Genomic DNA, 23698 nt, shown 5'->3' with positions numbered 1-23698 from the left:
AATGTGGACGGGTGGAGCGGGTGTCGATTCGAGGTCCGGAACGGATCCGCTGAGGCCGCCGGCTACCTCCCTTCGGGAAGAATCCACAGAGTCCGTCGGCGATCCTGGAACGACGTTCTGCAGTGCCTCCGGAACCGGCCGCGGCCGGCTGAGCGGTTCGTTGCGGCCACGGTGAACCTGTGGCCACGTGCGCTGAAACAGGAGCTGTGACAGCCGCTGCAGCGGCTACGTTTCGAGCACGCCGGCTGTTGCCGGAGAGGTCGTCGACTTGCAAACCTATCCCAGGACAAGCTTTCAACCGCTGCTGGGCAGCGCCTTCTTCGACCTCTCGGAATCGTCTTCGTTCCTCAGCAGTCGCCGTGGTGCCACCTCGTACGGGATCGCTGCTCCTGCGTCACAGCGCCCTGTCGGTGTGAGAAATGAAGACGCTGACTACGTCTCCTTTTGGGCATGAACACGGTGCCGCCCCTTCGGCGGACCCCGTTGCGCTGCTTCGCAGCACCGCTTTCCACCGGGTGCCACGCACCCCAAAACCCGGTGGAAAGCCAACAGCCCAAAACCCGCGGAAAGTAGCACCACTCCAACCCGACCTTCCACCAGTGGAAACCATAAATGGCCGGGTTGAAAGCCAGCGGTGGAAGCTACTTTCCAAGTGAATGTCACGCTCCGTCTGCTTCCTACCGGGTGCCATGCACCTGAGGACCCGGTAGGAAGCAAAAGACCCGAAACCCGCGGAAACTAGCGCCACCTTTACCCTCCCTCCTACGAGTAGGAACCATAAATGGTCGGGTAGGAAACAGGGTGGTAGGCGCTACTTTCCTCTGGTGAACCAACAGAAACCCTCTCGATCTTCCGCTAAAGCTCCAGATACGAGAGATAAAGGCAAAGGGCATAAGCGGCGATGGCACCTCGCTGCGCTCGGTGGTCGGCGCCGCCGACATCGCTTCGGTCGCTGTGCTCCCTCACCCTCCGCTGCGCTCCGGGCCCCTACTGCGTTCGCTGGCGCTCTCTTGCCCCGCCAATGCTGCGCATCGTCGGGGTGCCCCTGGAACCATCGCTGACGCGAGTGGCCCCAGATCCCACTCGGGCTGCCGCCCGTCGTGGACAGAGACCCCTGCGACGTTGTCGCGGTGTCTCTGAGACAAGCAGAAGAGAACCCGCGGCCCTGGCGAAAAGTGCTGTCTGGAGGGTGCCGCGGGGCACCGGTCGGCTACCGCCGACCCGGGGGTGATGACAACGCCATGCGGCAACCGACGGCTTCCGCCGGCGCGAAGCGCTAAGGAAATTCCGGAGAAGTGGATCAGGCGCCCTGGTTGCACCTTCTGAGGTCACTGTCACAGCTGAGCAGCTCGCGATCTGATGAACGCCACCCAGGTGCCATACGTGCAGGACCCGTCACCGGATCCCGACCTCAGTTTTTCGCATATTTCCGAAATGGTTAGGCAGAAGATCCGGGGACCAACATCGCGGAGAACCACAGCCGGACACAAGAACATGGTTCAGCGGTGGGAACAAAGTGGGAACAAACCATCTTTCGAAGATCGAACATTCTAGAGAGGCAGCTGGAGGCACTGGGGACGAGACTCAAGCCTTGGGCAGGACCCGCACAGTCTCCGCTACGGTCACCCGACCTACTCGGCGCCCCTTCCCGACTGGACAAATAGAAACGCTCATCAGAAAGTTCACGACCGCCCGGCGACGAGCGAGGGTAGTGGACTCCCACCAAGCTCGGACGTCCTCGACACCGACCAGGTCGGCAAAGGGGCTCCGGCTGGTGACGCGCGTGATTTCCTCGTCGAGTGTCCTCAGCTGGTCTTCTAGATCATTAAGTCGATCCTCTGCGTCCGCGAGACGGGCAGGGTCGTCGTCGATGAGGGAGAAGACGTTTTTTCTGCTCGCTCGGAGCGCATCGCGGCGGTTATGCAGCGCGGAAATATCTGCCCCGTTGGGCTCAGGCGCGAGTAGGGCCGCTGCATCGGCCTCCGACAGGCGGGCAATGCACAACGCTGCGACATAGTCGTCGATGACGTCCCCGTTCCGCATGAAGTGACCGTTTACGCAGCGGTAGGTGTGGTAGCGCTGGCTGGGAGCGGTTCCGCTGCCGTCCTTTCGGGCTGTTGGATGCGTCTCTCCACGCGCTGAACGAACGGGCTCGCTACAGACGGAACAAGTGGCCAGGCCGGAGAGCAGCCATCTACGGGCGGTGCCATTGTGATTAGGTTTGACACCGACCAGGCGGCCGCGTGCGGTGATCAACTGTTCGACTTCCACAATCGCCTCCCAAGCACCAGGAGTGCACGCCCCCAGGTCGATCTGTGCCAGGGAATGCTTGCCGGAGGGCTGGGCCGGCGGCAACAGCGCTGCATAGAACGGGTTCATGAGGATCCGGCGCACATTGTCCGAGCGCCACCGTGCGCCTTTGCGCGTTGAACTGCCAGCGTCGTTGAGGTCTCGAGCTATTTGTCCGAGCGACGCACCTACGAGAAACTCAGTGAAAATCTTTCGGACGTCCGAGGCTTCGGCTTCATCTACAACGTAGCGAGTGTTTGCCAGACCTCGGGCGGATGCGGGCACCCATCGGTATCCGTGAGGCGTCTTGCCTGCGCCCGGATGGCCTTCCTTGCGGCGCTCTGCGGCGTAACGAGCTGCGCGCGCCGCCTTGATTTTGACCTCGCGCTCGGCGAGGAGCACGAGCTGTTTAAGCATGAAGTCATCGACGTCGGTGTCGATGCCCTCACGGATCACCACGACGCGGATATCACGGCGGGGCGGGCACACGTCGAGCACATCAGTGAGGCTTCGGGTCAGCCGCGACGTTTCCGTGACTAGCAATAGGTCAAACGTACCGGCATCGAACTCACGCAGCATCTTGTACCAGTCGGTCTTCGGGCCCCGGGCCTTGCTGGCGCCGGTATCGTTATCCCGGAACTCAGCCACCACCTGCCAGCCCCGCCGGGCGGCCTCCGCCCGGCAATCATCGAGTTGCTGGACGATGCCCTGGTCAACGTCCTCCGACTGACGGGCGTATATGGCAATGCGGGGCTGAGGCGTCGCGATGCGAGACATGCGTCACAGCCTAACCTAAAGTATGTTTCCCTGAACGCACAGCGGCTGCGGTTGCTTTTGCCGGGCTGCTGGCGGTTGTACTCGGCAGCGACGAAGTGCGGTCCATGCTGGTCTCGCTGATCCGGTCCGCACTGACCCTTGGGTGAGGACAGGTGTGAGGACTTGGGTGAGGACAGGCGTGAGGGCAAGGATGCGGGCCAGGGCTGCGGAACCAGACCGGGCTGCGGAACCAGACCGGGCCGCGGGAGGCCGGGTACTAGGCGACCGTGGCGCAGTGACGGCAGAGTTTGCGGTGGCGTTGCCGGCAATCGTGCTGGTACTGGCCGCCGGGCTGACCGGAATCGCAGCGGGTGTGACGCAGCTGCGGTTGGAGGAGGCGGCCCGGGCAGCGGCTCGGGAGGTGATGCGGGCAGACAGCTCCGCTGCCCAGGCAGCGGCGGCGAGGGTGGCCGGTCCGTCGGCGGAACTGGTCCTGTCCGGGGAAGGACCGTGGATCACGGTGGAAGTGCGCAGCGCCCTGTCCTTGCCCTTGCTGAACATGCTGCCGCTGGAGCTCTCCGCAGATGCTTTGGCCTTTCCCGGGGATGGAGGCCTGCCCGATGGGGTTCCGCGCTGAGACCCCGGAGAAAGCCGGAGAAGCAGACGTCCGGGACAGGGGAGCGGGAACCGTCGCTTCCATTGGGATCTGTCTGGTGCTGGTGGGGGCTGCCGTGTTCGGCCTGGTTATGGTTCAGGTCTCGGTGGCGGCCATCCGGGCCGGTGCAGCAGCCGACCTGGCCGCGCTCGCCGGTGCCGACGCACTCCGCGGGCTGGGCCCTCCGGGACCCGTCGGCGCGGGAGCCAGCGAAGACGCCTGCGAGGTAGCGCGGGGCGTGGCGGCCCGGAACAACGCGCGGCTCGCCGACTGCAGGGCCGATGCCGGCCGGGGCACGGTCACAGTGCGGGCAGAGGTGCTGGTGCCCGCACTTCCAGTCCCGGCAGCGGCCGCCGCACGCGCAGGGCCGCCGGAATGAGGGCAGCAGGCGTCTTGGTGCAGCCTCCAAGGATGCCGGGCTCCGGTAAGCGTCCCCCTCGCCCACACCAAGGGAGCGTCCCCTGCACCCGAGGGGTAGCGCCCCTGTCCCTCCGGCTAACTCAGCGCGAGCGCCTCGTCCGGGGCATGTTTCAGCAGAACGTCCAGGAGCGTGACTGCGCCCTTCTTGTCCAGTGGGTTGTTCTTGTTGCCGCACTTGGGGGACTGCACGCAGGACGGGCAGCCGCCCTCGCACTCGCAGGCCCGGATGGCGTCCCGGGTCGCCGCCAGCCAGATCCGGGCGGCGTCGTAACCGCGTTCGGCGAAACCGGCTCCGCCGGGGTGGCCGTCATAGACAAAGATGGTGGGTTTCTCCGTATCGGCGTGCAACGCGGTGGACACCCCGCCAATGTCCCAGCGGTCGCTGGTGGCCACCAGCGGCAGCATCCCGATAGAAGCGTGCTCGGCGGCGTGCAGCGAGCCGGGGAAGTCAGCAGCAGCCAGTCCGGCCTCCAGCAGGAAGCGTTCATCAATGACGAACCACACGGCCTTGGTGAACAATTCCTTTGCTTCCAGCTCCAGCGGCTCCTCGCCCAGGATTTCGTTCGAAATCAGGGCCTTGCGCTGGTAGGAAACCACCTGCGTGGTCACCTTCACCGTCCCGAAGCAGACCTGGATGCCGTTCCACTCCTCGGTGCGCTCCGTCTCCAGCACCTCAACTTGGGTGATGTCCCGGGCCTGGGTGTAGAACTCCGGGTTGGTGCGGGTAACCATGGCGCAGTGGTCGGCCTCGTTGAGCTCGTCCACCAGGAAGGTAGTGCCCTGATGGACGTAAATCGCCCCGGTGTGGGCCTGGTACTGCGCCTGCGGGGAATCCATGGTGCCCAGCAGGGTGCCGGTTTCGGACTCCACAATGTTGATCGGCCCGCCGCCGGCAGCACGCAGGTTCACCATGGATGCCGCGCTCTCCGGATGCGTCCAGAACCAGCCCGAGGGTCGTTTCCGCAGATACCCCTGGCCCACCAGCTGCTCCAGCAGCCCGGCGGCGGTGGGACCGAAGAGCTCCCGTTCGTCCGGGGTCAGCGGCAGCTCCGCAGCCGCCGCGCACAGGTGCGGGCCAAGCACATACGGGTTGGACGGGTCGAAGACAGTGGCTTCCACGGAAATATCGAAAATAGCTTCCGGATGGTGCACCAGATAGGTGTCCAGCGGGTCGTCGCTGGCGACAAAGGCCGCCAGCGCGTCCTGCCCCGAGCGCCCGGCCCGCCCGATCTGCTGGAAGAGGGAGGCCCGGGTTCCCGGCCAGCCCGCCACGAGCACGGCGTCGAGCCCGGAAATGTCGATCCCCAGTTCCAGGGCCGAGGTGCTGGCGATACCCAGCAGCTCCCCGCTGCGCAGCCGCCGCTCCAGCTCGCGCCGTTCCTCCGGCAGGTAGCCGGAGCGGTAAGCCGCGACCCGTCCCGGCAGCGACGGGTGCACCTCGTCCAGCAGCCGCCGGGTGATGGTGGAAATGGTCTCGGCGCCGCGGCGCGATTTGATGAAGGCAATGGTCCGCACCTGCGCGGAAACCAGGTTCGCCAGCAGGTCCGCAGTCTCGGCCACCACGGTCCGGCGGGACCGGGCGCCGTTTTCGCCCTTCAGCTCGGTGAGCTGCGGTTCCCACAGAGCCACCGTGGTGGACCCGTGCGGGGAGCGGTCCTCGGTGACCGCCGTGACCGGGGCGCCGATCAGCCGGCTGAAGGACTGCTCAGGGTCCGCGGAAGTGGCGGAAGCACCGATAAAGACCGGGTTGGAACCGTAGTACCGGCAGATCCGCCGCAGCCGGCGCATCAGGTTCGCCACGTTGGAGCCGAACACGCCGCGGTAGCTGTGCGCCTCGTCGATGATGACGTACTTCAGGCGGCGGAAGAACCGCGCCCACCAGGCATGGTTGGGCAGCACCCCGAAGTGCAGCATGTCCGGGTTGGCCAGCACCAGGTTGGCGTGGTCCCGGATCCAGCGCCGCGCACCGGTGTCAGTGTCGCCGTCGTACGTCTCGGCCCGCACGGTCGGCAGCTTCAGCGACTTCACCGCTGCGAGCTGGTCAGCGGCCAGGGCCTTGGTGGGAGCGAGGTAGAGCGCGACGGCGCCGGAAGGCTCCAGTGTGGCGCGGTCATCGAGGGAGGTCCGGTGGATGGCGTCCACTACCGGCAGCTGGTAGGCCAGGGACTTCCCGGAGGCGGTGCCGGTGGCGATGATCGTGTGCCTGCCCCCGTGCGCGGCGTCGGCGGCTTCCATCTGGTGCGCCCACGGTTCCTGGATGCCCAGGTTCCGGTAGGCGGCGACGACGTCGGGATGCGCCCACTCGGGCCACGGTGCGGTGACTGCCCGGCGGGCTGGAATCTGATGCACATGCATCAGCTGTTCCGGCTCTGCGCCGCCGCCCAGCAGCGGAATCAGGGAATCATGTAGGGCCACGAGCCCATTCTCCCACCGGCGAACCGGAGCCGGACCATGTTCACTGCAGGGGGAACCTCCCCCTCAGACTCCGGCCCCTGCACTGGCCCCTGCACCCCCGGGCCGGACCAGCGGATCGGGGACGTCAGAGCCGCGGCTCGAACATTACGACGCTGGCCAGCGACTCCCAGCCGAGGTACCGGTACAGTTCCTGGCCGTCCACGGACGCGACCAGCAGTCCGGAGTCGGCGTCGTCCTCGAGCGCGAGGGCGGTCAGCGCCCGCATCACGTAGCTGCCCAGCCCCATCCGGCGGAACCCGGGCTCGGTGACGATCCGGTCAAAGACGGCGTGGCCGTTCACCACGGCCACTCGTCCCTGCGCAATCGGCGTGCCGCCGGAGAGCACGGTCACCGATCCCACGTTGCCCTCATGGGTGGTTTCCGTCTCGAAGTCCTCCCAGGGCGGCACCGGCGCCTCGATGTCCTGGCCGGACATATCGGCGATCATCAGCACTTCGTCGGTGGAGCGGACCTGGAGACCGTAAACGGTGGCGGCACCGTAAATCTCGTTGACCCGCGTGGTGACGATGGTGAACAGCCGGGTAGGGCTGTGCCGGGCGGAGGAGGCCAGGGCGGCAAACTCGTCGTGGGAGGGCTCAAGCGCGAAATACTCCCAGTCGTTGGTCCGGTCATGGAGCAACGCGGCCGGAAAACGGCCTTCATGCCGCGTCCGGTAACCACGTGCCTGTGCCCAGCCGGAGACCCAGGTCTCCAGCAGATCATCGTCCAGCGCTCTCATAGATGCACATTAGCGGGCACCTGTGGGGAAAGGTATGCGGGCCCGGGGAAAATGGGCCATCCTCCGGCGGTCTACCCTTGTCTTGTGGCACTGAACCGAATTGCACTGTATTACGCTTTCACCCCTCTCTCCGATCCCGACGCCGTCCGGCTGTGGCAGCGCACGTTGTGCGAAAAGCTGGGCCTGCGCGGGCGCATCCTGATCTCCCGCGACGGCATCAACGGCACCGTGGGCGGAGACCTGGACGCGGTGAAGGCCTATGTGAAGGCGACGCGGGAATACCCCGCCTTCAAGAAGATGGACGTGAAGTATTCCGAGGGTTCCGCCGAGGATTTCCCGCGGTTGAGCGTGAAGGTCCGCGACGAGATCGTGAGCTTCGGCGCACCCGGGGAGCTGAAGGTGGACGAGAACGGCGTGGTGGGCGGAGGCACCCACCTGCGTCCCGAGGAACTCCACGAACTCGTGGAGCAGAAGGAAAAAGCCGGTGAGGAAGTGGTGTTCTTCGACGGCCGCAATGCCTTCGAAGCGCAGATCGGCAAGTTCAAGGGCGCAGTGGTTCCGGACGTGTCCACCACGCACGACTTCATCAGCGAACTCGAGTCCGGCAAGTATGACGACCTCAAGGACAAGCCCGTCGTCACGTACTGCACCGGCGGCATCCGCTGCGAGGTGCTCTCCAGCCTGATGGTGAACCGCGGGTTCAAGGAGGTCTACCAGATGAAGGGCGGCATTGTCCGGTACGGCGAGACTTACGGGGACAAAGGCCTCTGGGAAGGCTCGCTGTACGTTTTCGACAAGCGGATGCACACCGAGTTCACCGACGACGCCGTTACCATCGGCCGCTGCGTGCGCTGTGAGGCGCCCACGAGCAAGTTCGAAAACTGTTCCAATCCGTCCTGCCGCAAACTCACCCTGTACTGCGCGGACTGCGCCTCCGATCCGTCCACCCTGCGCTGCCCGGACGGCTGCGGCGAGTGACCCGCCGCTGACCGGCCGCTGACCGGCGAGTGACCCGCCGCCGCGGCGGCAGGAGCTTCCGCACTACTTAGGCGGAGCCTAATAAACCTGTGTACTTCCGGCACCCCCGCTGTTACTGTCCCGCACACGGGCCGACGGCCCGCGGCAGGCCCGAACGGACCCGGCACTTCGCCGGACGGACCGGGGACGGGCGCGGCTCAAAGCGGGGGAGTGTTGACGTGGCGGACGCAGCAGTAGACGAAGGCAACAGCCAAACCGGAGACGGCCGGACGGCAGTTCCGGAGCCCGCTGACCGGGCAGCAGCACCCCGGGGCGGGCCGGAGCACTGGGACCGGCTGGTGGACGTCCTGGTGGTCGGCACCGGCGCCGCCGCCCTGACCGCGGCGATCACCGCCGCCGACGAGGGCCTGGACGTCCTCATGGTGGAAAGCACCAAGCTCTGGGGCGGCACCACCTCAATTTCCGGCGGCGGGCTGTGGATGCCCAACAACCCGCTGATGAAGCAGGCCGGCGTTCAGGACAGCCAAGAGAACGCGCTGACCTATATGGAAGAGGTGATCGCCGACGTCGGTCCGGCCTCCTCGCGCGAACGCAAGCTCGCGTTCCTGCGCACCGTGCCCGATGTGGTGACCTTCCTGGGCGGCCTGGGCGTGCAGTGGATGCGGTCCAAGGACTACCCGGACTACTATCCGGACCGGCCCGGCGGCATGGTGGGGCGCTCACTGGAAGTGAAGGCCTTCGACACCAAGCTGCTGGGTCCCTGGTTTAAGCAGTCGCGTCCGGCCGCTTCCGGCATCCCGGCCCCGCTGGCCACCGACGATGTATGGGAACTGTCCCGGGCCTGGTCCACGCCCAGCGGCTTTATCCGGGGTGCCCGGTTTGTCTTCCGCACGCTCGGCGGGCTGGCGCGCGGCAAGCGGCTCTACGGGCTGGGCGGGGCGCTGGCCTCGTCGCTGATGTACATCGTCCGTAACCAGCAGACCCCGGTCTGGCTGTCGGCTCCGCTGGTGGACCTAATCCAGGACGACGACGGCACGGTGCTGGGCGCCGTCGTCCGCCGCCACGGCCGGGACGTGCGTATCCGGGCCCGCCACGGCGTGGTGCTGGGGGCCGGCGGTTTCGCCCGCAACGCGCAGTGGCGGGAAAAGTACCAGGGCCTGGAGAAGGAGTATTCCTCCGCACCCGAAGGGGACCTGGGGCAGGCCATCGATATTGTGGCAGCCCGCGGGGGAGCGCTTGCCCTAATGGACGATGCCTGGTGGGGGCCCACCTGCGTGGGGCCGAAAGGCGAGGTCACTTTCACCCTCGCCGAACGCTCCATGCCCTTCTCGCTGGTGGTGGATGCAGCCGGCAACCGGTTCCTGAACGAGTCCGAATCCTACGTGGACTTCGGACACCACATGCTCGCAAACAACCGCAAGGTCCCCGGGGACCCGGCGTGGCTGGTCTTTGATGCCCGGCACGCCCGCCGCTACCTCTTTAACGCGCTGCTGCAGGGCCGCCGCGAATGGAAGAAGCAGGGCCTGCTGCTCCAGGACGAATCCCTCACGGGCCTGGCGGAGAAAATGGGTGTGCCGCCGGCTGCCCTGCAGGCCACCGTGGAGCGGTTCAACGGCTTCGCCAAGACCGGCATCGACGAGGATTTCCACCGCGGGGACACCGTGTACGACAACTACTACAGCGATCCGCGGGTCAAGCCCAACCCGAACCTCGGACCGCTGGAGAAGGGGCCGTTCTCCGCCGTGCGCCTGTACCCCGGGGACCTGGGCACCAAGGGCGGTTTGCTGACGGATGCCGATGCCCGGGTGCTGCGGGAGGACGGCAGCGTGATGTCCGGCCTCTACGCGGCCGGCAACACCACGGCGTCGGTCATGGGCCGCACGTATCCCGGGGCGGGGGCCACCATTGCCCCGGCCGTCGTCTTTGGCTACCGGGCCGCCCGGCATGCGGCAGCGGCGCCCGCTGCCGGAACGGCATCCGAAGGGCAGGCCGCTGCGCTCCCATCAGCACACTCCACGGGTTCCGGCGGCACCTCCGCGGAGCCGCTGGAACCGGCGGCAGGATAGGGAAAAGCATAGGAAAGGGTCCGGCTGAGGCCGGGTGCCGCCGGAGTCCGGGCAGGCGCAGCCGGGCCCTGCACGGACTGCGGCCCGCACGGTCATAGACTGGGTTTGTGACTGATTTCTCCTTCGTGCCCTCCGCACCGCGCAGCCGGGATACCTGGCTGCTTAAAGCGCTCGCCGCCGACCTCGGGGAGGCGGGCTACACCGTGGACGGTGTGGCCGGGTTCCTCGGCGAAGAAGCGTCTGCGGCCCTGCAGCGGGACCAGCTGGTGCCGGCGCTGCTGGCCTGCCGTGCCGAGGCCGATGCGGCAGAACCGCGCCGGGTAGCACTGCCGGTGCTGCTCTGGCTGCTGGGGGAGACCGTGGAGCGGGCACAGCTGGATGCTGCCATGCCGCGCACGGGCACCGAAGGCCTGCTGGAACTCGGGCTCATTGAGCGCGGCCTCATTTTCGGCACCTTCCGTGCGGCGGTGGACCTGCGGCCCTACGGCGCCGACGACGGCGGCACGCCCACCGAGGGGAACCCCGACGGTGATCTATGGGTCGCCAGCGACCTGGGCAGCCACCAGCGCCCCGGCGTGCTGCGCCGCGACCACGTGCTGGGCATCGGCCAGGCCTCCCTGAGCCTTGCGCAGCTCACGGTGCGCAATCCCGTGGGCCGGGCCCTGGACCTCGGCACCGGTTGCGGTATCCAGGCTTTCCACCTGCTCCGCCACGCGGACCACGTCACCGCCACCGATGTGTCCGAACGCGCGCTGGGCTTCGCCCGCTTCAACCTGATGCTCAACGCCGCCCAGCTGGACATCGACCCGGACCAGCCGGAAGACCGGTTCACGCTGCGGCTGGGCAGCCTGCTGGAGCCGGTGGCCGGCGAGAAATTCGACCTGGTGGTGTCCAACCCCCCGTTCGTCATCACGCCGCGCACGGGCGCCGACTCTGAAGATGACCGCTTCACCTACCGCGACGGAGGGCTTGCCGGCGACGGCATCGTGTCCGCGCTGGTTTCCGGTCTGGAGCAGGTGCTGCGTCCGGGCGGCACCGCACAGATGCTGGGCAACTGGGAGATTCCTGCCGGCGAGGAGGAGAACTGGTTCGCGCGCATCGAGCAGTGGCTGCCCGAGGGCACCGATGCCTGGGTGATCCAGCGCGAGACGCTGACCCCGGCCGAGTACGCCGAAATGTGGCTGCGGGATGCTGCCCAGGGCCGGGACCGGGAGGAATACACGGCCGCCTATGCCGGTTACCTGGCAGACTTCGCCTCGCGCGGCGTCGGGTCTGTGGGCTTCGGCTCACTGTGGCTGCGCCGCCGGCGCCAGGCCGGCGCCGAACCGCTGCGCCGGTTCGAGGAGATCACCCATCCCGTGGAGCAGCCCATGGGCCCGCACCTGGACGCCGCGGTGCGGCGTTTCGACTGGGCGGGAGCGCAGGCCGATTTGTCTTCCGCGCATCTGACCGTGGCCGACGACGTGACCGAGGAACGCCACCAGCGTCCCGGCGCCGAACACCCGGGTGTGATCCTGCTCCGCCAGGGCGCCGGGCTGCGCCGGACCAATCTGATGAGCACGGAGCTCACCGGCTTCGTTTCCGCCTGCGACGGCGAGCTGTCCGTCGGGCAGATTACCTCCGCCCTGGCAGCACTGCTGGACCGCTCCGATCCTGAGTTCGGCTCCGACCTGGTCCGGGAAGTGCGTAATCTGGTGGTGGACGGCTTCCTCGTTCCGCTTTACAGATAGGTCCCGGCCGATCCTGTTGCAGGTCAGTGCCGGCGGTGCTTTATGGTTACCCTAGTGCTGGGGCATCGCGCATACTGTCTGTGGATGAACCGGACTGTGATGGCCGGGGCGTGGATGCACCGGACACCCAGGGCGCAAGGCGTCCCCGATAATTTTGAACCCCGTTACGTAGGAGAACAGTGCCAGTTAAGGCAACGGACAAGAAGACCGGCAAGAAGAAGCTTGTAATTGTCGAGTCTCCGGCCAAGGGCAAGACCATCGCCGGGTACCTGGGCGAAGGCTTCGAGGTGACGGCGTCGATGGGGCACATCCGCGATCTTCCGCAGCCCTCCGACCTGCCCGCAGAGCTGAAGAAGACAGCGGTGGGCAAGTTCGCCGTGGACCTCGACAAGGACTTCGAGCCGTACTACGTGGTGTCCCCGGACAAGAGGAAAAAGGTGGCCGAGCTCAAGGCCGCCCTGAAGGACGCCGACGAGCTCTATCTCGCAACTGACGGTGACCGCGAGGGCGAAGCCATTGCCTGGCACCTGCTGCAGGTCCTCAAGCCCAAGGTGCCCGTGCACCGCCTGACTTTCCCGGAAATCACCCGCGAAGCCATCCAGCGCGCGCTCCTGGAAATGCGCGACGTTGACGTGGCCATGGTGGACGCCCAGGAAACCCGCCGCATCCTTGACCGGCTGTACGGCTATGAAATTTCCCCCGTGCTCTGGCGCAAGGTGGCCCGCGGCCTGTCCGCCGGGCGTGTGCAGTCCGTAGCCACCCGCCTGGTGGTCGAACGCGAGCGGGAACGCATGGCGTTCCGCCCGGCGTCGTACTGGGACCTGGTGGGCACCTTCGCCACCGAGGCTGCCGAGAGGTTCAAGGCCCGCCTCGTGGCCGTTGACGGCGCCCGCGTAGCCACCGGCAAGGACTTCACAGACCGCGGGGAGCTGAAATCCAAGACCGCCGTGCACCTGGACGAAGCCTCGGCCGTGTCCCTGGCCGCCGGCCTGGAATCGGCTGCGTTCACGGTCCGCTCCGTGGACACCAAGCCCTACACGCGCCGTCCGGCCGCTCCGTTCACCACCTCCACCCTGCAGCAGGAGGCCGGCCGTAAGCTGCGCTTCTCCTCCCGAGTGACCATGCAGGTGGCCCAGCGGCTGTATGAAAACGGTTACATCACCTATATGCGTACGGACTCCCCGGCGCTGTCGGACCAGGCGATCAACGCCGCCCGCCGGCAGGCCTCGGAACTGTACGGCCCCGAGTACGTGCCCGAGGCCCGGCGCGTGTACAAGGGCAAGTCCAAGAACGCCCAGGAAGCCCACGAAGCCATCCGGCCCGCTGGTGACTCCTTCCGCACCCCCGCCCAGGTGGCGTCCTCGCTGCGCGGCGATGAGTTCCGGCTGTACGAACTGATCTGGAAGCGCACCGTCGCCTCCCAGATGGCCGACGCCAAGGGTTCCACCGCCTCCGTGCGCATCGGCGCAGTTTCCACCGACGGGCGCGACGCCGAGTTCTCGGCCTCCGGTACGGTCATCACCTTCCGCGGTTTCATGGCCGCCTATGAAGAGGGCCGCGACGCCGTGCGCGAGGACGACGACGCCGAGGGCACCGAGGGTGCGCGCCTGCCGGTGCTGAAAGCCGAGGACCGGCTGACCGCTGCGGACATTGCCGCCGGCGGCCACGAAACCTCCCCGCCGCCGCGGTTCACTGAAGCGTCGCTGGTGAAGATGCTCGAAGAGCTCGGCATCGGCCGTCCGTCCACCTACGCCGCCACCATTTCCACCATCATGGACCGCGGCTACGTGAGCAGCCGCGGACAGGCCCTGGTGCCCAGCTGGATTGCGTTCTCCGTGGTCCGCCTGCTGGAAGAGCACTTTACGGACTACGTGGACTACGACTTCACCGCAGAACTCGAAGAAGACCTGGACCGCATTGCCCGCGGCGAAGCCGGACGCGTGGAATGGCTGAACCAGTTCTACTACGGCGACCGGGTTGAAACCGGCCTGCACACCATCGTGAACGACCTCGGCGAAATCGATGCCAAGGCCATCAACTCCATCGAAATTGCCGACGGCATCATGCTGCGCGTGGGCAAGTTCGGTCCCTACCTGGAGCGCCCGCTGCCCGCGGACGCCCCGGAGGGAACCGAGCCGGAGCGGGCGAACGTGCCCGAGGACCTGGCCCCGGACGAACTCACCGCCGAAAAGGCCATCGAACTGATGGAGACGGCGGCTCCCGAGGAACGGGTGCTCGGCACCGACCCGGAGACCGGGCGGACCATCGTGGCCCGCAACGGCCGCTACGGTCCGTACGTGATCGAGCTGATCCCGGAGCCCACCGAAGAGGACCTGGCCAACCAGCCGGTGGAGTACTACAAGAACGGCAAGCCCAAGCCGCCGAAGAAGCCCGTGAAGGCGAAGCCGCGCACCGGTTCGCTGTTCAAGTCCATGAGCGTGGAGACGGTCACCCTGGAGGAGGCGCTGAAGCTCATGAAGCTGCCGCGCGTCCTGGGTACCGACGCCGAGGGCAACGAGATCACCGTGCAGAACGGCCGTTTTGGGCCGTACCTGAAGAAGGGCTCCGATTCGCGCTCCATCGGTTCGGAAGAGGAGATCTTCACGATCACCCTGGAGCAGGCACTGGAGATCTACTCCCAGCCCAAGCAGCGCGGCGGCCGGCAGGCAGCGGCTCCGCTGGCCGAGTTCGGTGTTGACCCGGTGTCGGAGAAGCCCATTGTGGTGAAGGACGGCCGGTTCGGCCCCTACATCACCGACGGCATCACCAACATCACGGTGCCCCGGTCCACGGCCATCGAGGAACTGACCCGCGAGCAGGCGATCGAACTGCTCGCAGAGAAGCGGGAGAAGGCCCCGGCCGCCAAGAAGCCGGTGCGCAAGCGGGCGGCTCCGAAGAAGGCCGCGGCGAAGAAGTAGGGGACGGGCAGAGTCCATAATGGAAACATGCGCCTAGGCGTCCTCGACATAGGGTCCAATACCGTCCACCTGCTGCTGGTGGACGCGCGTCCCGGTGCCCGCCCGTCTCCCTTCGCCTCGCACAAGCGTCCCCTGCAGCTGGTGTCCTATTTGGACCCCGACGGCGCGATCAGCGAAGCGGGGCAGGATGAGCTGGTCGGGTTCGTCAGCGAGGCGTGGGACTTTGCCCGCCGGCACGGCGCCCAGGACCTCCTGGCGTTCTCCACGTCGGCCATCCGGGAATCAGCCAACGGTGCCGAGGTCCTGGCCCGGGTGCACCGCGAGACCCCCGTCCGGCTGGAAGAACTGTCCGGCGGCGACGAAGCGGCCATGACGTTTCTGGCTGCCCGCCGCTGGTACGGCTGGGGAGCGGGAACCATCCTGGACCTGGACATTGGCGGCGGCTCCTTCGAGATGGCGATGGGCCATGACGAGCTGCCCGAGATTGCCCGGTCCCTGCCCCTGGGCGCCGGCCGCCTGACCCGGGACTGGCTGCCCGATGACCCGCCCACCCCCAAGAGCATCAAGAAGCTGCGCAAGTACATCCGCGGGCTGGTCGGCGAGACGGCGGAGGAGTTCGCGGCCGTCGGGCGCCCGGACCTGGTGACCGGAACATCCAAGACCTTCCGCTCGCTTGCGCGCATTGCCGGGGCCGCGCCGTCGGCCGCCGGACCTTTTGTGCCCCGCCGGCTCACGCTGGAGGACCTGTCCCTCTGGACCAAGCGGCTGGGAGCGATGAGTTCCCGGGACCGTGCGGAACTGGACGGGGTCTCCGCGCTGCGGGCACCGCAGATGCTTGCCGGGGCACTGGTAGCCCAGGCCGCCATGGAAGCCTTTGACGTGCCCGTCCTGCGGATCTGCCCCTGGGCGCTCCGCGAGGGCCTGATCCTGCGGCGTTTCGATACGCTGCGGTTTGAAACGACCGGGGACCTTCCCCGCGGCCCCGCCGAAGGCGAGGAGTTCCTCGTCCCTGCGGGAGCCGGTCCTTCCACCAACGGAAAGCACAGCTGAAATGACTCCGTCACCTTCCGCCGTCCCCTCGACGGCCGCCGGGCAGCCGCTGACCGCACCGACTGAAATCCCGGTCGCGCTTTCGAGTGCCTCCGTGTATCCGCTCTCGGTGCACGACGCCTTCGCCGTGTCCCATGACCTCGGCTATGACGGCGTCGAAATCATGGTCACCAACAGCTCCATCAGCCAGAACCCGGACACCCTCCGTGACCTGAGCGAGCGGTACCAGCAGCCCATCCTCGCCATCCACGCACCCACCCTGCTCCTGACCCAGCAGGTCTGGGGCAAAGCCTGGACCAAGATTGAGATGTCCGCGGCCATGGCTGCCGAGGTTGGTGCCTCCACCGTGGTGACGCACCCGCCGTTCCGCTGGCAGACCGGTTATGCCGAGAACTTCGCCGAAGGGGTCAAGACCATCGCGGAGCAGTACGGGGTCACCATCGCGGTGGAGAACATGTACCCGTGGCGCGTCCGCGGCCGTGAGGCGAAGGCATACCTGCCGCATTGGAACCCGGTTCCGGAACCCTACGAGCACGTGACGTGGGACTTCTCCCACGCAGCGATTGCGGGCATGGACTCCTTTGAACAGATCCTCAAACTCGGTGACCGGCTCAGCCACGTCCACCTGACCGACGGAACCCCCAACGGCAAGGATGAGCACCTGCTCCCGGGCGAAGGTACGCAGCGCTGCGCCGAAGCCCTCTCCTACCTTGCCGGCGCCGGCTTCAAGGGTGTGGTGGCCATTGAGGTCAGCACCCGGAGAAGCAGGGGAGCAGGGGAGCGCGAAGAGCAGCTGAAACAGACCCTGGACTTCGCCCGCGAGCACCTGCGTCCCAAAGCGCCGGTCGGCGGCCCCAGCAGCAGTCTCGGCGCCTGACCGGCCGCCTGACCGCTTCCCTAACCGGCCCGGGGAAGGTCCATGACAGAATCGAAGCCATGGACAGCGCATCGAATCCCCGACTGGCATTTTTGGGCTGCGGCTCAATGAACGAAGCGATCCTTGGCGGGATCCTCTCTGGCGGACTGCCCGCTGAGCAGGTCACCGCCACGGTCCGGCGCCCGGAGCGGGCGGAAGAGCTGCGCGCGGCGCACGGCATCACGGTGCTGGCCGGCGGCGAGGACGCCGAGTCGAACCGAAAGGCCGTAGCGGGAGCGGACCTGGTCATTGTGGGCGTCAAACCCGTGGGGGTGGCGGACCTGCTGCGCGAAGTCGCTGACGCGCTGCCCCGGGGCGCCGTCGTGCTCAGCGTCGCCGCGGCCGTACCGCTGGAGCTGATGGAATCACTGCTTCCGGCCGGTCAGCCGGTAGTCCGCGCCATGCCGAACACGCCGTCCCGGCTGGGCCGCGGCGTCGTATCCATTTCTGCCGGCACCTCGGGCGGCTCCGAAGCGATGGAACTGGCCCGCCGGGTCCTCGCGGCCACCGGAACAGTGGTGGAGGTGCCCGAGGAACAGGTCGACGCCGTTTCCGCCGTCAGCGGTTCCGGCCCGGCGTACGCGTTCTACCTGGCTGAGGCGATGGCGCGTGCCGGTGTGGAATTGGGCCTGGACCCGGGCCTTTCCGCCCTGCTCGCACGCGAAACGGTCGCCGGTGCCGGCTACATGCTGGCCGAGCCCGACGCCGACGCCACGGCCCTGCGCCGCGGCGTCACCAGCCCCAACGGCACCACGGAGGCAGCCATCAAGACCTTCGACGAGCGCGGCCTTCCGGCCATCATCGAAGCCGGTGCCCGGGCAGCGACGGCCCGCGCCGAAGAAATCACGAAGCAGTTGACGGCTTAGCCCTGGCCCGCTGACTTGCCTCCGGGCGGTCGATTACGCCTTTGCATCCGCCGGGTCCTGCCGCTGCAAGTCCAGCACGGCGCCCCGGGACCCTGCGGTTTGTCGTATTCCCTGCGGATTGTGGCATTCCCTGCGCCGCGCGGTGCGGGGAATTGCACAAAACGAGGGGTTTCACACAAACCGCAGGGTTTTCCGGGAACGGCCCGCATCCCTGAGGTTCGGGGCTCTTCGTTTCCGGTCGAAAGGCCTCACGGTTGGTGCGCTTCGTCCCGAGGCGCCGTGTAGCCCGGTAGCACCCCTGCAGATGAGGCGCGGAGAAGGTCTGCATCGCCGCAGGGCGTGGCGGAGGCGGCTTTAATATTCCAAGCGAGCTCTGCGAGCGAGGAATTTCGTTGCCGCCGGAGCCGGGCCCGCAGGCCCTGCCAGCGCCACCCCGGACGCCAGACCCTACGGCCGTGCCGCGAACCGCTCGAGCAGATCGACGTGCCCGGCCACGATCAGGGTGTCCCGGCTGGAGACTTTGGTGTCCGGCTGGGCGTAGGTGAAGTCCTCGCCCGGCGACTTCACGCCTACCACGGTCACTCCGTACTTCGCCCGTATATTGGCCTCGCCCAGGGTGAAGCCCTGCGTCTCCTTGGGCGGGTACATTTTCACGATGGCGAAGCCGTCGTCGAATTCAATGAAGTCCAGCATCCGGCCGCCCACCAGGTGTGCTGCGCGGCGGCCGGCGTCGGCCTCCGGGTAGATGACGTGGTTGGCGCCGATCCGGGTAAGGATCTTGCCGTGCGCCGGAGTGATGGCTTTAACCCAGAGGTGCTCGATGCCCAGGTCCACGAGGTTCACGGTGATCAGCACGCTGGACTCGATGGAGGTGCCCACGCCCACGACGGCGGCGGAGAAGTCCTCGGCGCCCAGCTGCTTGAGCGCCTCGATGTTGGTGGCGTCGGCCTGCACCACGTGGGTGAGGATGCCGGAGGCTTTCTGCACCAGCGCGGGGTCGCGTTCCACAGCCAGGACTTCGCGTCCCTGCCGGACCAGCTGTTCGGCGGTGGCGGCACCGAAGCGGCCCAGGCCGATCACCAGTACCGGGGCGTTGTGTGGAGGTCTGTCAGCCAATGATCGGCCTTTCTTCGGGGTAGTGGTACAGGGTGTTGCGCTGGCGCACGGCCAGGGCCGCGGCAAGGGTAATGGTGCCGACGCGTCCGGCGAACATCAGCAGGGAGAGCACGTACTTGCCCGACGGCGGCAGGACCTCGCTGAGGCCCGTGCTGAGGCCCACGGTGGCAAACGCGGAGATCACTTCGAACAGTACCGGCTGCAGGGTTTCGTTGGTGATGACCAGCAGGGCGAGCGTGGCTACGGAGACCAGGGTGGCGCCCAGGATGGTCACCGAAATGGCCACCCGCATGGCGCTTTGCGGGATGGTCCGGCCAAAGGCCCGGACGTCCGAGTCGCCGCGGGCTTCGGCCACGACGGCCAGGAACAGCACGGCGATGGTGGTGACCTTGATGCCGCCGGCGGTGGAAGCCGAGCCGCCGCCGGCGAACATCAGCATGTCGGTGACGAGCAGGGTGCTGGAATCCAGGTCCGACATGGAGACGAGGTTGAACCCGCCGGAGCGGGTCATGACCGAGGCGAACAGGGCGTGGATGATCTTGTCCGAGAAGGACAGGTCAGCGATGGTGCGGGTGTTGAACCATTCGAAGGCACCCCACACCACTGCTCCCACCACCAGCAGGATCAGGGACACCAGGACGGTGAGCTTGGTGTGGAGGTTCCATTTGCTGAGGCGGTGGCGGGTCCGCAGCAGGACCATGATCACCGGGAAGCCGAGGGAGCCAATGAACACCCCCAGCATCAGCGGAACCAGGATCCACAGGTCCTCCTCATAGGGGACCAGGCCGTCCGAGTGCGGGGTGAAGCCGGCATTGTTGAAGGCGGAGATGGAGTAGAACACCGCGTGCCAGATTGCCTGCCCGAAGGATTCGCCCAGGATCATGAACCGCGGCGCCATGGCCGCGGCCAGGGCCAGTTCAATGACGACGGCGGTGCTGAAGACAATGCGCAGGAGATGGCCTACTTCGCCCAGCCGCCCGGTGTTCATGCTTTCCTGGGCGAGAAGCTTGCCGCGCACGCCCAGGCGCTTGTTGACGGCCAGCGCCAGGAGGGAAGCGAGTGTCAGGATGCCCAGGCCGCCCACCTGGATGGCGATCAGGATCAGCACCTGCCCGAACGTTGACCAGTAGGTGGCCGTGGAGACCACGGTCAGGCCGGTGACGCACACAGCCGATACTGCAGTGAACAGGGCATCGTGCAGGGGGGTGGCCTCGCCGCTGGTGGAGGCCACCGGCAGGCTCAGGAGGGCGGTAAAGAGCAGGATGACCAGGGCGAAGACCGTCAGTGCCAGGCGCGCCGGACGGCCGCTGACCATGTTGTCGACGAATTCGCGGGCTGCGGAAAGGAACGAACGTTCGCTTCGGGGGTTCATTTGCAGGAGTGGCTGCCGAGGAAGTGCCATGGTCTCTTGGTTCCAGTTTCCGTTCTTGTCCGCGGTGATTCAGCACAGCAAACATAATCCAGCAGAGCGCGCTAAAGGGTTTGATCCGGCAGCCGGGCACGGACCCCAATATCAGAGTAACCCCCGGATCACGTACCCTGTCTGCATGATCAGTTCCGGGCTCAGCCTTCCCATTATGCCAACGTGCATTGTGTGGGATGAATCGCTGCTGGCCTACAACTTCGGTGCAGGCCATCCCATGAGCCCGCACCGGTTGGACCTCACTGCACGGCTTGTCCGGGAACTGGGGCTTTTCGACGTGGAAGGCGTCCGTCTGGAACAGCCCTACGTTGCCGACGCCGCGGACCTGCTGACCGTGCACAGCTTTGATTACGTCAGTGCCGTGCAGGCCGCAAGTGCCGATCCGTCGGACTGCAATGCGGCCATGGGCCTTGGCACCGAAGACAACCCGGCCTTTGCAGGCATGCATGAGGCCAGCGCACGGCTGGTGGGCGGTTCGCTGGCGGCCGCGGACGCCGTGCTTTCGGGCAGTGTGCTGCACGCAGTGAACTTTTCCGGGGGAATGCACCATGCCGGCCGTGAGAAGGCGGCGGGGTTCTGCGTGTACAACGACGCCGCGGCCGCCGTCGCGCGCCTCCTCGACCGGGGCGTGCAGCGGGTGGCGTACATCGACGTCGACGCCCACCACGGCGACGGAACGCAGAACATTTTCTGGGACGATCCCCGGGTGATGACCATTTCGCTGCACGAAAGCGGTTTGACCCTTTTCCCCGGCACCGGGTTCGCCAACGAGACCGGAGGAAAGGGCGCGGAGGGCACGGCCGTGAACATCGCCCTTCCTGCCGGCACCACGGACGCCGGCTGGCTGCGGGCCTTCCACGCGGTGGTTCCGCAGCTGACCGAGGCGTTTGCCCCGGAAGTGATTGTCAGCCAGCACGGGTGCGACAGCCACAAGGACGATCCGCTGACCAACCTGCGCATCAGCGTTGAGGCGCAGCGGCAGGTTGCGCTGACCATCAGTGACCTGGCCGGCCGGCTGTGCGAAGGCCGCTGGATTGCCACCGGCGGGGGCGGCTACAACGTGGCATCCGTGGTGCCCCGCTCCTGGGCCCTGCTCATTTCCGTGGCTGCCAACGGGCGGGTGCGCCCCTCAACGCCGGTGCCCGCGGCCTGGCGGGACTACGTGCTGGAAAAACACGGAGTGAAATGCACGGACGTCATGGGGGACGGGGCGGACCTGTGGTGGCGTTCCTGGGAAGTGGGATACGACCCAAATGACGGGATCGACCGCACGGTGATGGCCACCCGCAAGGAGCTGTTCCCGCTGCACGGGCTGGATCCCTGGTTCGATTAGCCGAGCCCGAAGATGCCCGGGCACCCGTATGCGGTTAGGGTAAATCCATGGTCTGTGACGATGTATTTGCTGTAATCGCGGAAGGCACCCGCCGCGAAATCCTCGGTGCCCTGCGTACCGGGGACAAGTCCGTAGGGACGCTGGTGGAGGAGCTGGAGGTCAGCCAGCCCACCGTGTCCAAGCACCTGAAGGTGCTCCGCGACGCAGGACTCGTCACCATGCGCGCTGAAGGGCAGCGCCGTTATTACTCGCTGCAGGCCGCCCCCCTGGAGGAACTCGTGCTCTGGCTGCGGGCCTTCGAACTGCCTTCCCTGAGCGGGCATACACCGCGCCTGGCTTCCGTGGGAACCGCGCGCACCACCGCGGCGGCGGCTGCCGCCGGTGCCCTCGTTCCCGGTGCTGCGGAGGCCCGTCCGCTGCCCCTGGACGCCGGTGTCCAGAACCTGGGCCGAACCGTCGGCCGTGCCGCAGAGCGTGCCGCGGACCTGTTCGGACAGCTGCCCAAATTCCGCCGCCGCCGCCCGTAGGGGTGACGTGCGGCCCGTTCGTTACGCGCGCATCGCGTCAGGGCACCCGCCGGACTAGCGTAGTGCTGACGGTGCCCCGACGCATAAGGAGCAGGACATGGAACGAGTACTCACCCGTGTGCGCGACGACGTTTTCCGCCGCAATCCCGGCGAAACAGAGTTCCACCAAGCCGTGGTGGAGGTCTTCGATTCGCTGGCGCCGGTCTTGCGCAAGCACCCGGAGTTCGCCGAAGCGGCTATCCTGCAGCGCATCTGCGAGCCGGAGCGGCAGATCATCTTCCGGGTTCCCTGGGTGGATGACAAAGGTGCGGTCCAGATCAACCGAGGCTTCCGGGTGGAATTCAATTCGGCGCTGGGGCCGTACAAAGGCGGGCTGAGGTTCCACCCGTCCGTCTACCTGGGCATCATCAAATTCCTCGGGTTCGAGCAGATTTTCAAAAACGCGCTTACCGGCATGCCCATCGGCGGCGGCAAGGGCGGCTCCGACTTTGACCCGCGCGGAAAGTCCGACGCCGAGGTAATGCGCTTCTGCCAGTCCTTCATGACCGAGCTGTACCGGCACATCGGGGAGTACACGGATGTTCCGGCAGGGGACATCGGCGTGGGCGGCCGGGAAATCGGCTATCTCTTCGGGCAGTACAAACGCATCACCAACCGCTACGAATCCGGCGTGCTCACCGGTAAGGGCGTGAGCTGGGGCGGGTCCCTGGTCCGCCCCGAAGCCACCGGGTACGGCGTGGTGATGTTCGTGGAGGAAATGCTCAAAACCAAGGGCATGAGCTTGGACGGGCAGCGCGTGATCGTCTCGGGATCCGGCAACGTCGCCATCAACGCCATTGACAAGGCGCAGATGCTGGGCGCCAGCGTGGTGGCCTGCTCCGATTCCTCCGGGTACGTGGTGGACGAGAAGGGCATTGACGTGCCGCTGCTGCGGCAGATCAAGGAAATCGAACGCGGGCGAATCTCCGAGTACGCCCAGCGCCGCGGACACTCGGTGAAGTATGTGGAAGGCGGGTCGATCTGGGACGCGGGCGCCGGCGTCGCCCTGCCCTGCGCCACCCAGAACGAATTGGACGAGGACAACGCGCTGGCCCTGATCCAGTCCGGGGTCCGGGCGGTGGCCGAAGGCGCCAACATGCCCTGCACCCCGGCGGCCATTTCGGCGTTCCAGGGCGTCGGCGTGCTCTTTGGACCCGGCAAGGCAGCCAACGCCGGCGGGGTGGCAACTTCGGCCCTGGAAATGCAGCAGAACGCCAGCCGGGATTCCTGGTCCTTTGAGCACACCGAGCGCCGGCTGTCCGAAATAATGGTGAACATCCATGAGCGCTGCGCGCGCACAGCGGAGGAGTACGGAGCGCCGGGCGACTACGTGGTGGGCGCGAACATCAGCGGGTTCGTCAAGGTGGCCGATGCCATGCTGGCCCAGGGAGTTATCTAGCTGTTCCGTTCCTGCCGGGCATCG

17 protein-coding genes and 1 pseudogene are annotated in these 23698 nt (G+C 66.8%); 13 read left to right on the top strand and 5 right to left on the bottom strand.

The genetic code is table 11. The features are described 5' to 3' along the window. Positions 1-1584 precede the first annotated feature (1584 nt). Positions 1585-3066 (bottom strand): recombinase family protein, encoded by a 1482-nt coding sequence (locus LJ754_RS03100; protein WP_227925323.1) that lies wholly within the window; start codon positions 3064-3066, stop codon positions 1585-1587. Between the two features lie 50 nt (positions 3067-3116). On the opposite strand from LJ754_RS03100, the pseudogene LJ754_RS03095 reads away from it, so the two are divergent. The 3 genes and pseudogenes from LJ754_RS03095 to LJ754_RS03085 form a co-directional block, all read left to right on the top strand. After that, a pseudogene (locus LJ754_RS03095) lies at positions 3117-3212 on the top strand (DUF4244 domain-containing protein); the annotation flags it as partial. A 128-nt stretch (positions 3213-3340) separates the two neighbouring features. After that, positions 3341-3682: a TadE family type IV pilus minor pilin gene (locus tag LJ754_RS03090; protein WP_227925321.1), complete on the top strand. Its 342-nt coding sequence runs from the start codon at positions 3341-3343 to the stop codon at positions 3680-3682. Further along, positions 3666-4079, top strand: coding sequence for an Rv3654c family TadE-like protein (locus LJ754_RS03085; RefSeq protein WP_227912616.1), 414 nt, complete (start codon positions 3666-3668; stop codon positions 4077-4079). The genes LJ754_RS03090 and LJ754_RS03085 overlap by 17 nt, the downstream gene beginning before the upstream one ends. 116 nt (positions 4080-4195) lie before the next feature. Here the strand turns inward: LJ754_RS03085 and LJ754_RS03080 are convergent, their stop codons facing one another. Then, positions 4196-6535, bottom strand: coding sequence for a DEAD/DEAH box helicase (locus LJ754_RS03080; RefSeq protein ID WP_227925320.1), 2340 nt, complete (start codon positions 6533-6535; stop codon positions 4196-4198). A 124-nt stretch (positions 6536-6659) separates the two neighbouring features. Beyond that, positions 6660-7313, bottom strand: a complete 654-nt coding sequence (locus LJ754_RS03075; protein WP_227925318.1) for a GNAT family N-acetyltransferase — start codon at positions 7311-7313, stop codon at positions 6660-6662. Positions 7314-7397: 84 nt separating this feature from the next. Between LJ754_RS03075 and trhO the strand changes: the two genes are divergently transcribed. From trhO to proC, 7 genes are all read left to right on the top strand, one after another. Beyond that, a complete protein-coding gene (trhO, locus tag LJ754_RS03070) occupies positions 7398-8291 on the top strand; it encodes an oxygen-dependent tRNA uridine(34) hydroxylase TrhO (protein ID WP_227912619.1) in 894 nt (297 codons plus the stop codon). A gap of 218 nt (positions 8292-8509) precedes the next feature. Continuing rightward, on the top strand, positions 8510-10357 hold the full coding sequence (locus tag LJ754_RS03065) for an FAD-binding protein (RefSeq protein ID WP_227925312.1): 1848 nt from the start codon (positions 8510-8512) through the stop codon (positions 10355-10357). Positions 10358-10464: 107 nt separating this feature from the next. After that, positions 10465-12087, top strand: a complete 1623-nt coding sequence (locus LJ754_RS03060; protein ID WP_227925310.1) for a DUF7059 domain-containing protein — start codon at positions 10465-10467, stop codon at positions 12085-12087. Positions 12088-12266: 179 nt separating this feature from the next. Then, positions 12267-15005 carry a type I DNA topoisomerase gene (gene topA, locus LJ754_RS03055; protein ID WP_227925308.1) on the top strand — a complete coding sequence of 913 codons (2739 nt, stop codon included), beginning with the start codon at positions 12267-12269 and terminating at the stop codon, positions 15003-15005. 27 nt (positions 15006-15032) lie between these two features. Continuing rightward, on the top strand, positions 15033-16055 hold the full coding sequence (locus LJ754_RS03050; RefSeq protein WP_227925307.1) for a Ppx/GppA phosphatase family protein: 1023 nt from the start codon (positions 15033-15035) through the stop codon (positions 16053-16055). Position 16056: 1 nt separating this feature from the next. After that, entirely contained in the window at positions 16057-16932 is an 876-nt protein-coding gene (locus LJ754_RS03045) for a sugar phosphate isomerase/epimerase family protein (RefSeq protein ID WP_227925305.1), read from the top strand. A gap of 59 nt (positions 16933-16991) precedes the next feature. Continuing rightward, positions 16992-17837 (top strand): pyrroline-5-carboxylate reductase, encoded by an 846-nt coding sequence (gene proC / locus LJ754_RS03040; RefSeq protein ID WP_227925303.1) that lies wholly within the window; start codon positions 16992-16994, stop codon positions 17835-17837. Between the two features lie 447 nt (positions 17838-18284). Here proC and LJ754_RS03035 read toward each other — a convergent pair whose 3' ends face one another. Continuing rightward, positions 18285-18953, bottom strand: a complete 669-nt coding sequence (locus tag LJ754_RS03035) for a potassium channel family protein (protein WP_227925301.1) — start codon at positions 18951-18953, stop codon at positions 18285-18287. Beyond that, positions 18946-20325: a TrkH family potassium uptake protein gene (locus tag LJ754_RS03030; protein WP_227925299.1), complete on the bottom strand. Its 1380-nt coding sequence runs from the start codon at positions 20323-20325 to the stop codon at positions 18946-18948. Before LJ754_RS03030 ends, LJ754_RS03035 begins: the two co-directional genes overlap by 8 nt. A 175-nt stretch (positions 20326-20500) precedes the next feature. On the opposite strand from LJ754_RS03030, the gene LJ754_RS03025 reads away from it, so the two are divergent. The 3 genes from LJ754_RS03025 to gdhA all read left to right on the top strand — a co-directional run bounded on the left by LJ754_RS03025 (position 20501) and on the right by gdhA (position 23674). Next, positions 20501-21709, top strand: coding sequence for an acetoin utilization protein AcuC (locus LJ754_RS03025; RefSeq protein ID WP_227925298.1), 1209 nt, complete (start codon positions 20501-20503; stop codon positions 21707-21709). 47 nt (positions 21710-21756) lie between these two features. Continuing rightward, on the top strand, positions 21757-22236 hold the full coding sequence (locus tag LJ754_RS03020) for an ArsR/SmtB family transcription factor (RefSeq protein ID WP_227925296.1): 480 nt from the start codon (positions 21757-21759) through the stop codon (positions 22234-22236). Between the two features lie 97 nt (positions 22237-22333). Next, positions 22334-23674, top strand: coding sequence for an NADP-specific glutamate dehydrogenase (gene gdhA, locus LJ754_RS03015; protein WP_227925295.1), 1341 nt, complete (start codon positions 22334-22336; stop codon positions 23672-23674). Positions 23675-23698 lie beyond the last annotated feature (24 nt).

Origin of the sequence: Arthrobacter sp. zg-Y40, from assembly GCF_020731535.1 — a bacterium.
In the GTDB taxonomy this organism is placed as follows: domain Bacteria; phylum Actinomycetota; class Actinomycetes; order Actinomycetales; family Micrococcaceae; genus Arthrobacter_B.
Note: the sequence above shows the minus strand (reverse complement) of the source record. Positions and strands in the feature narration are given on the sequence as shown.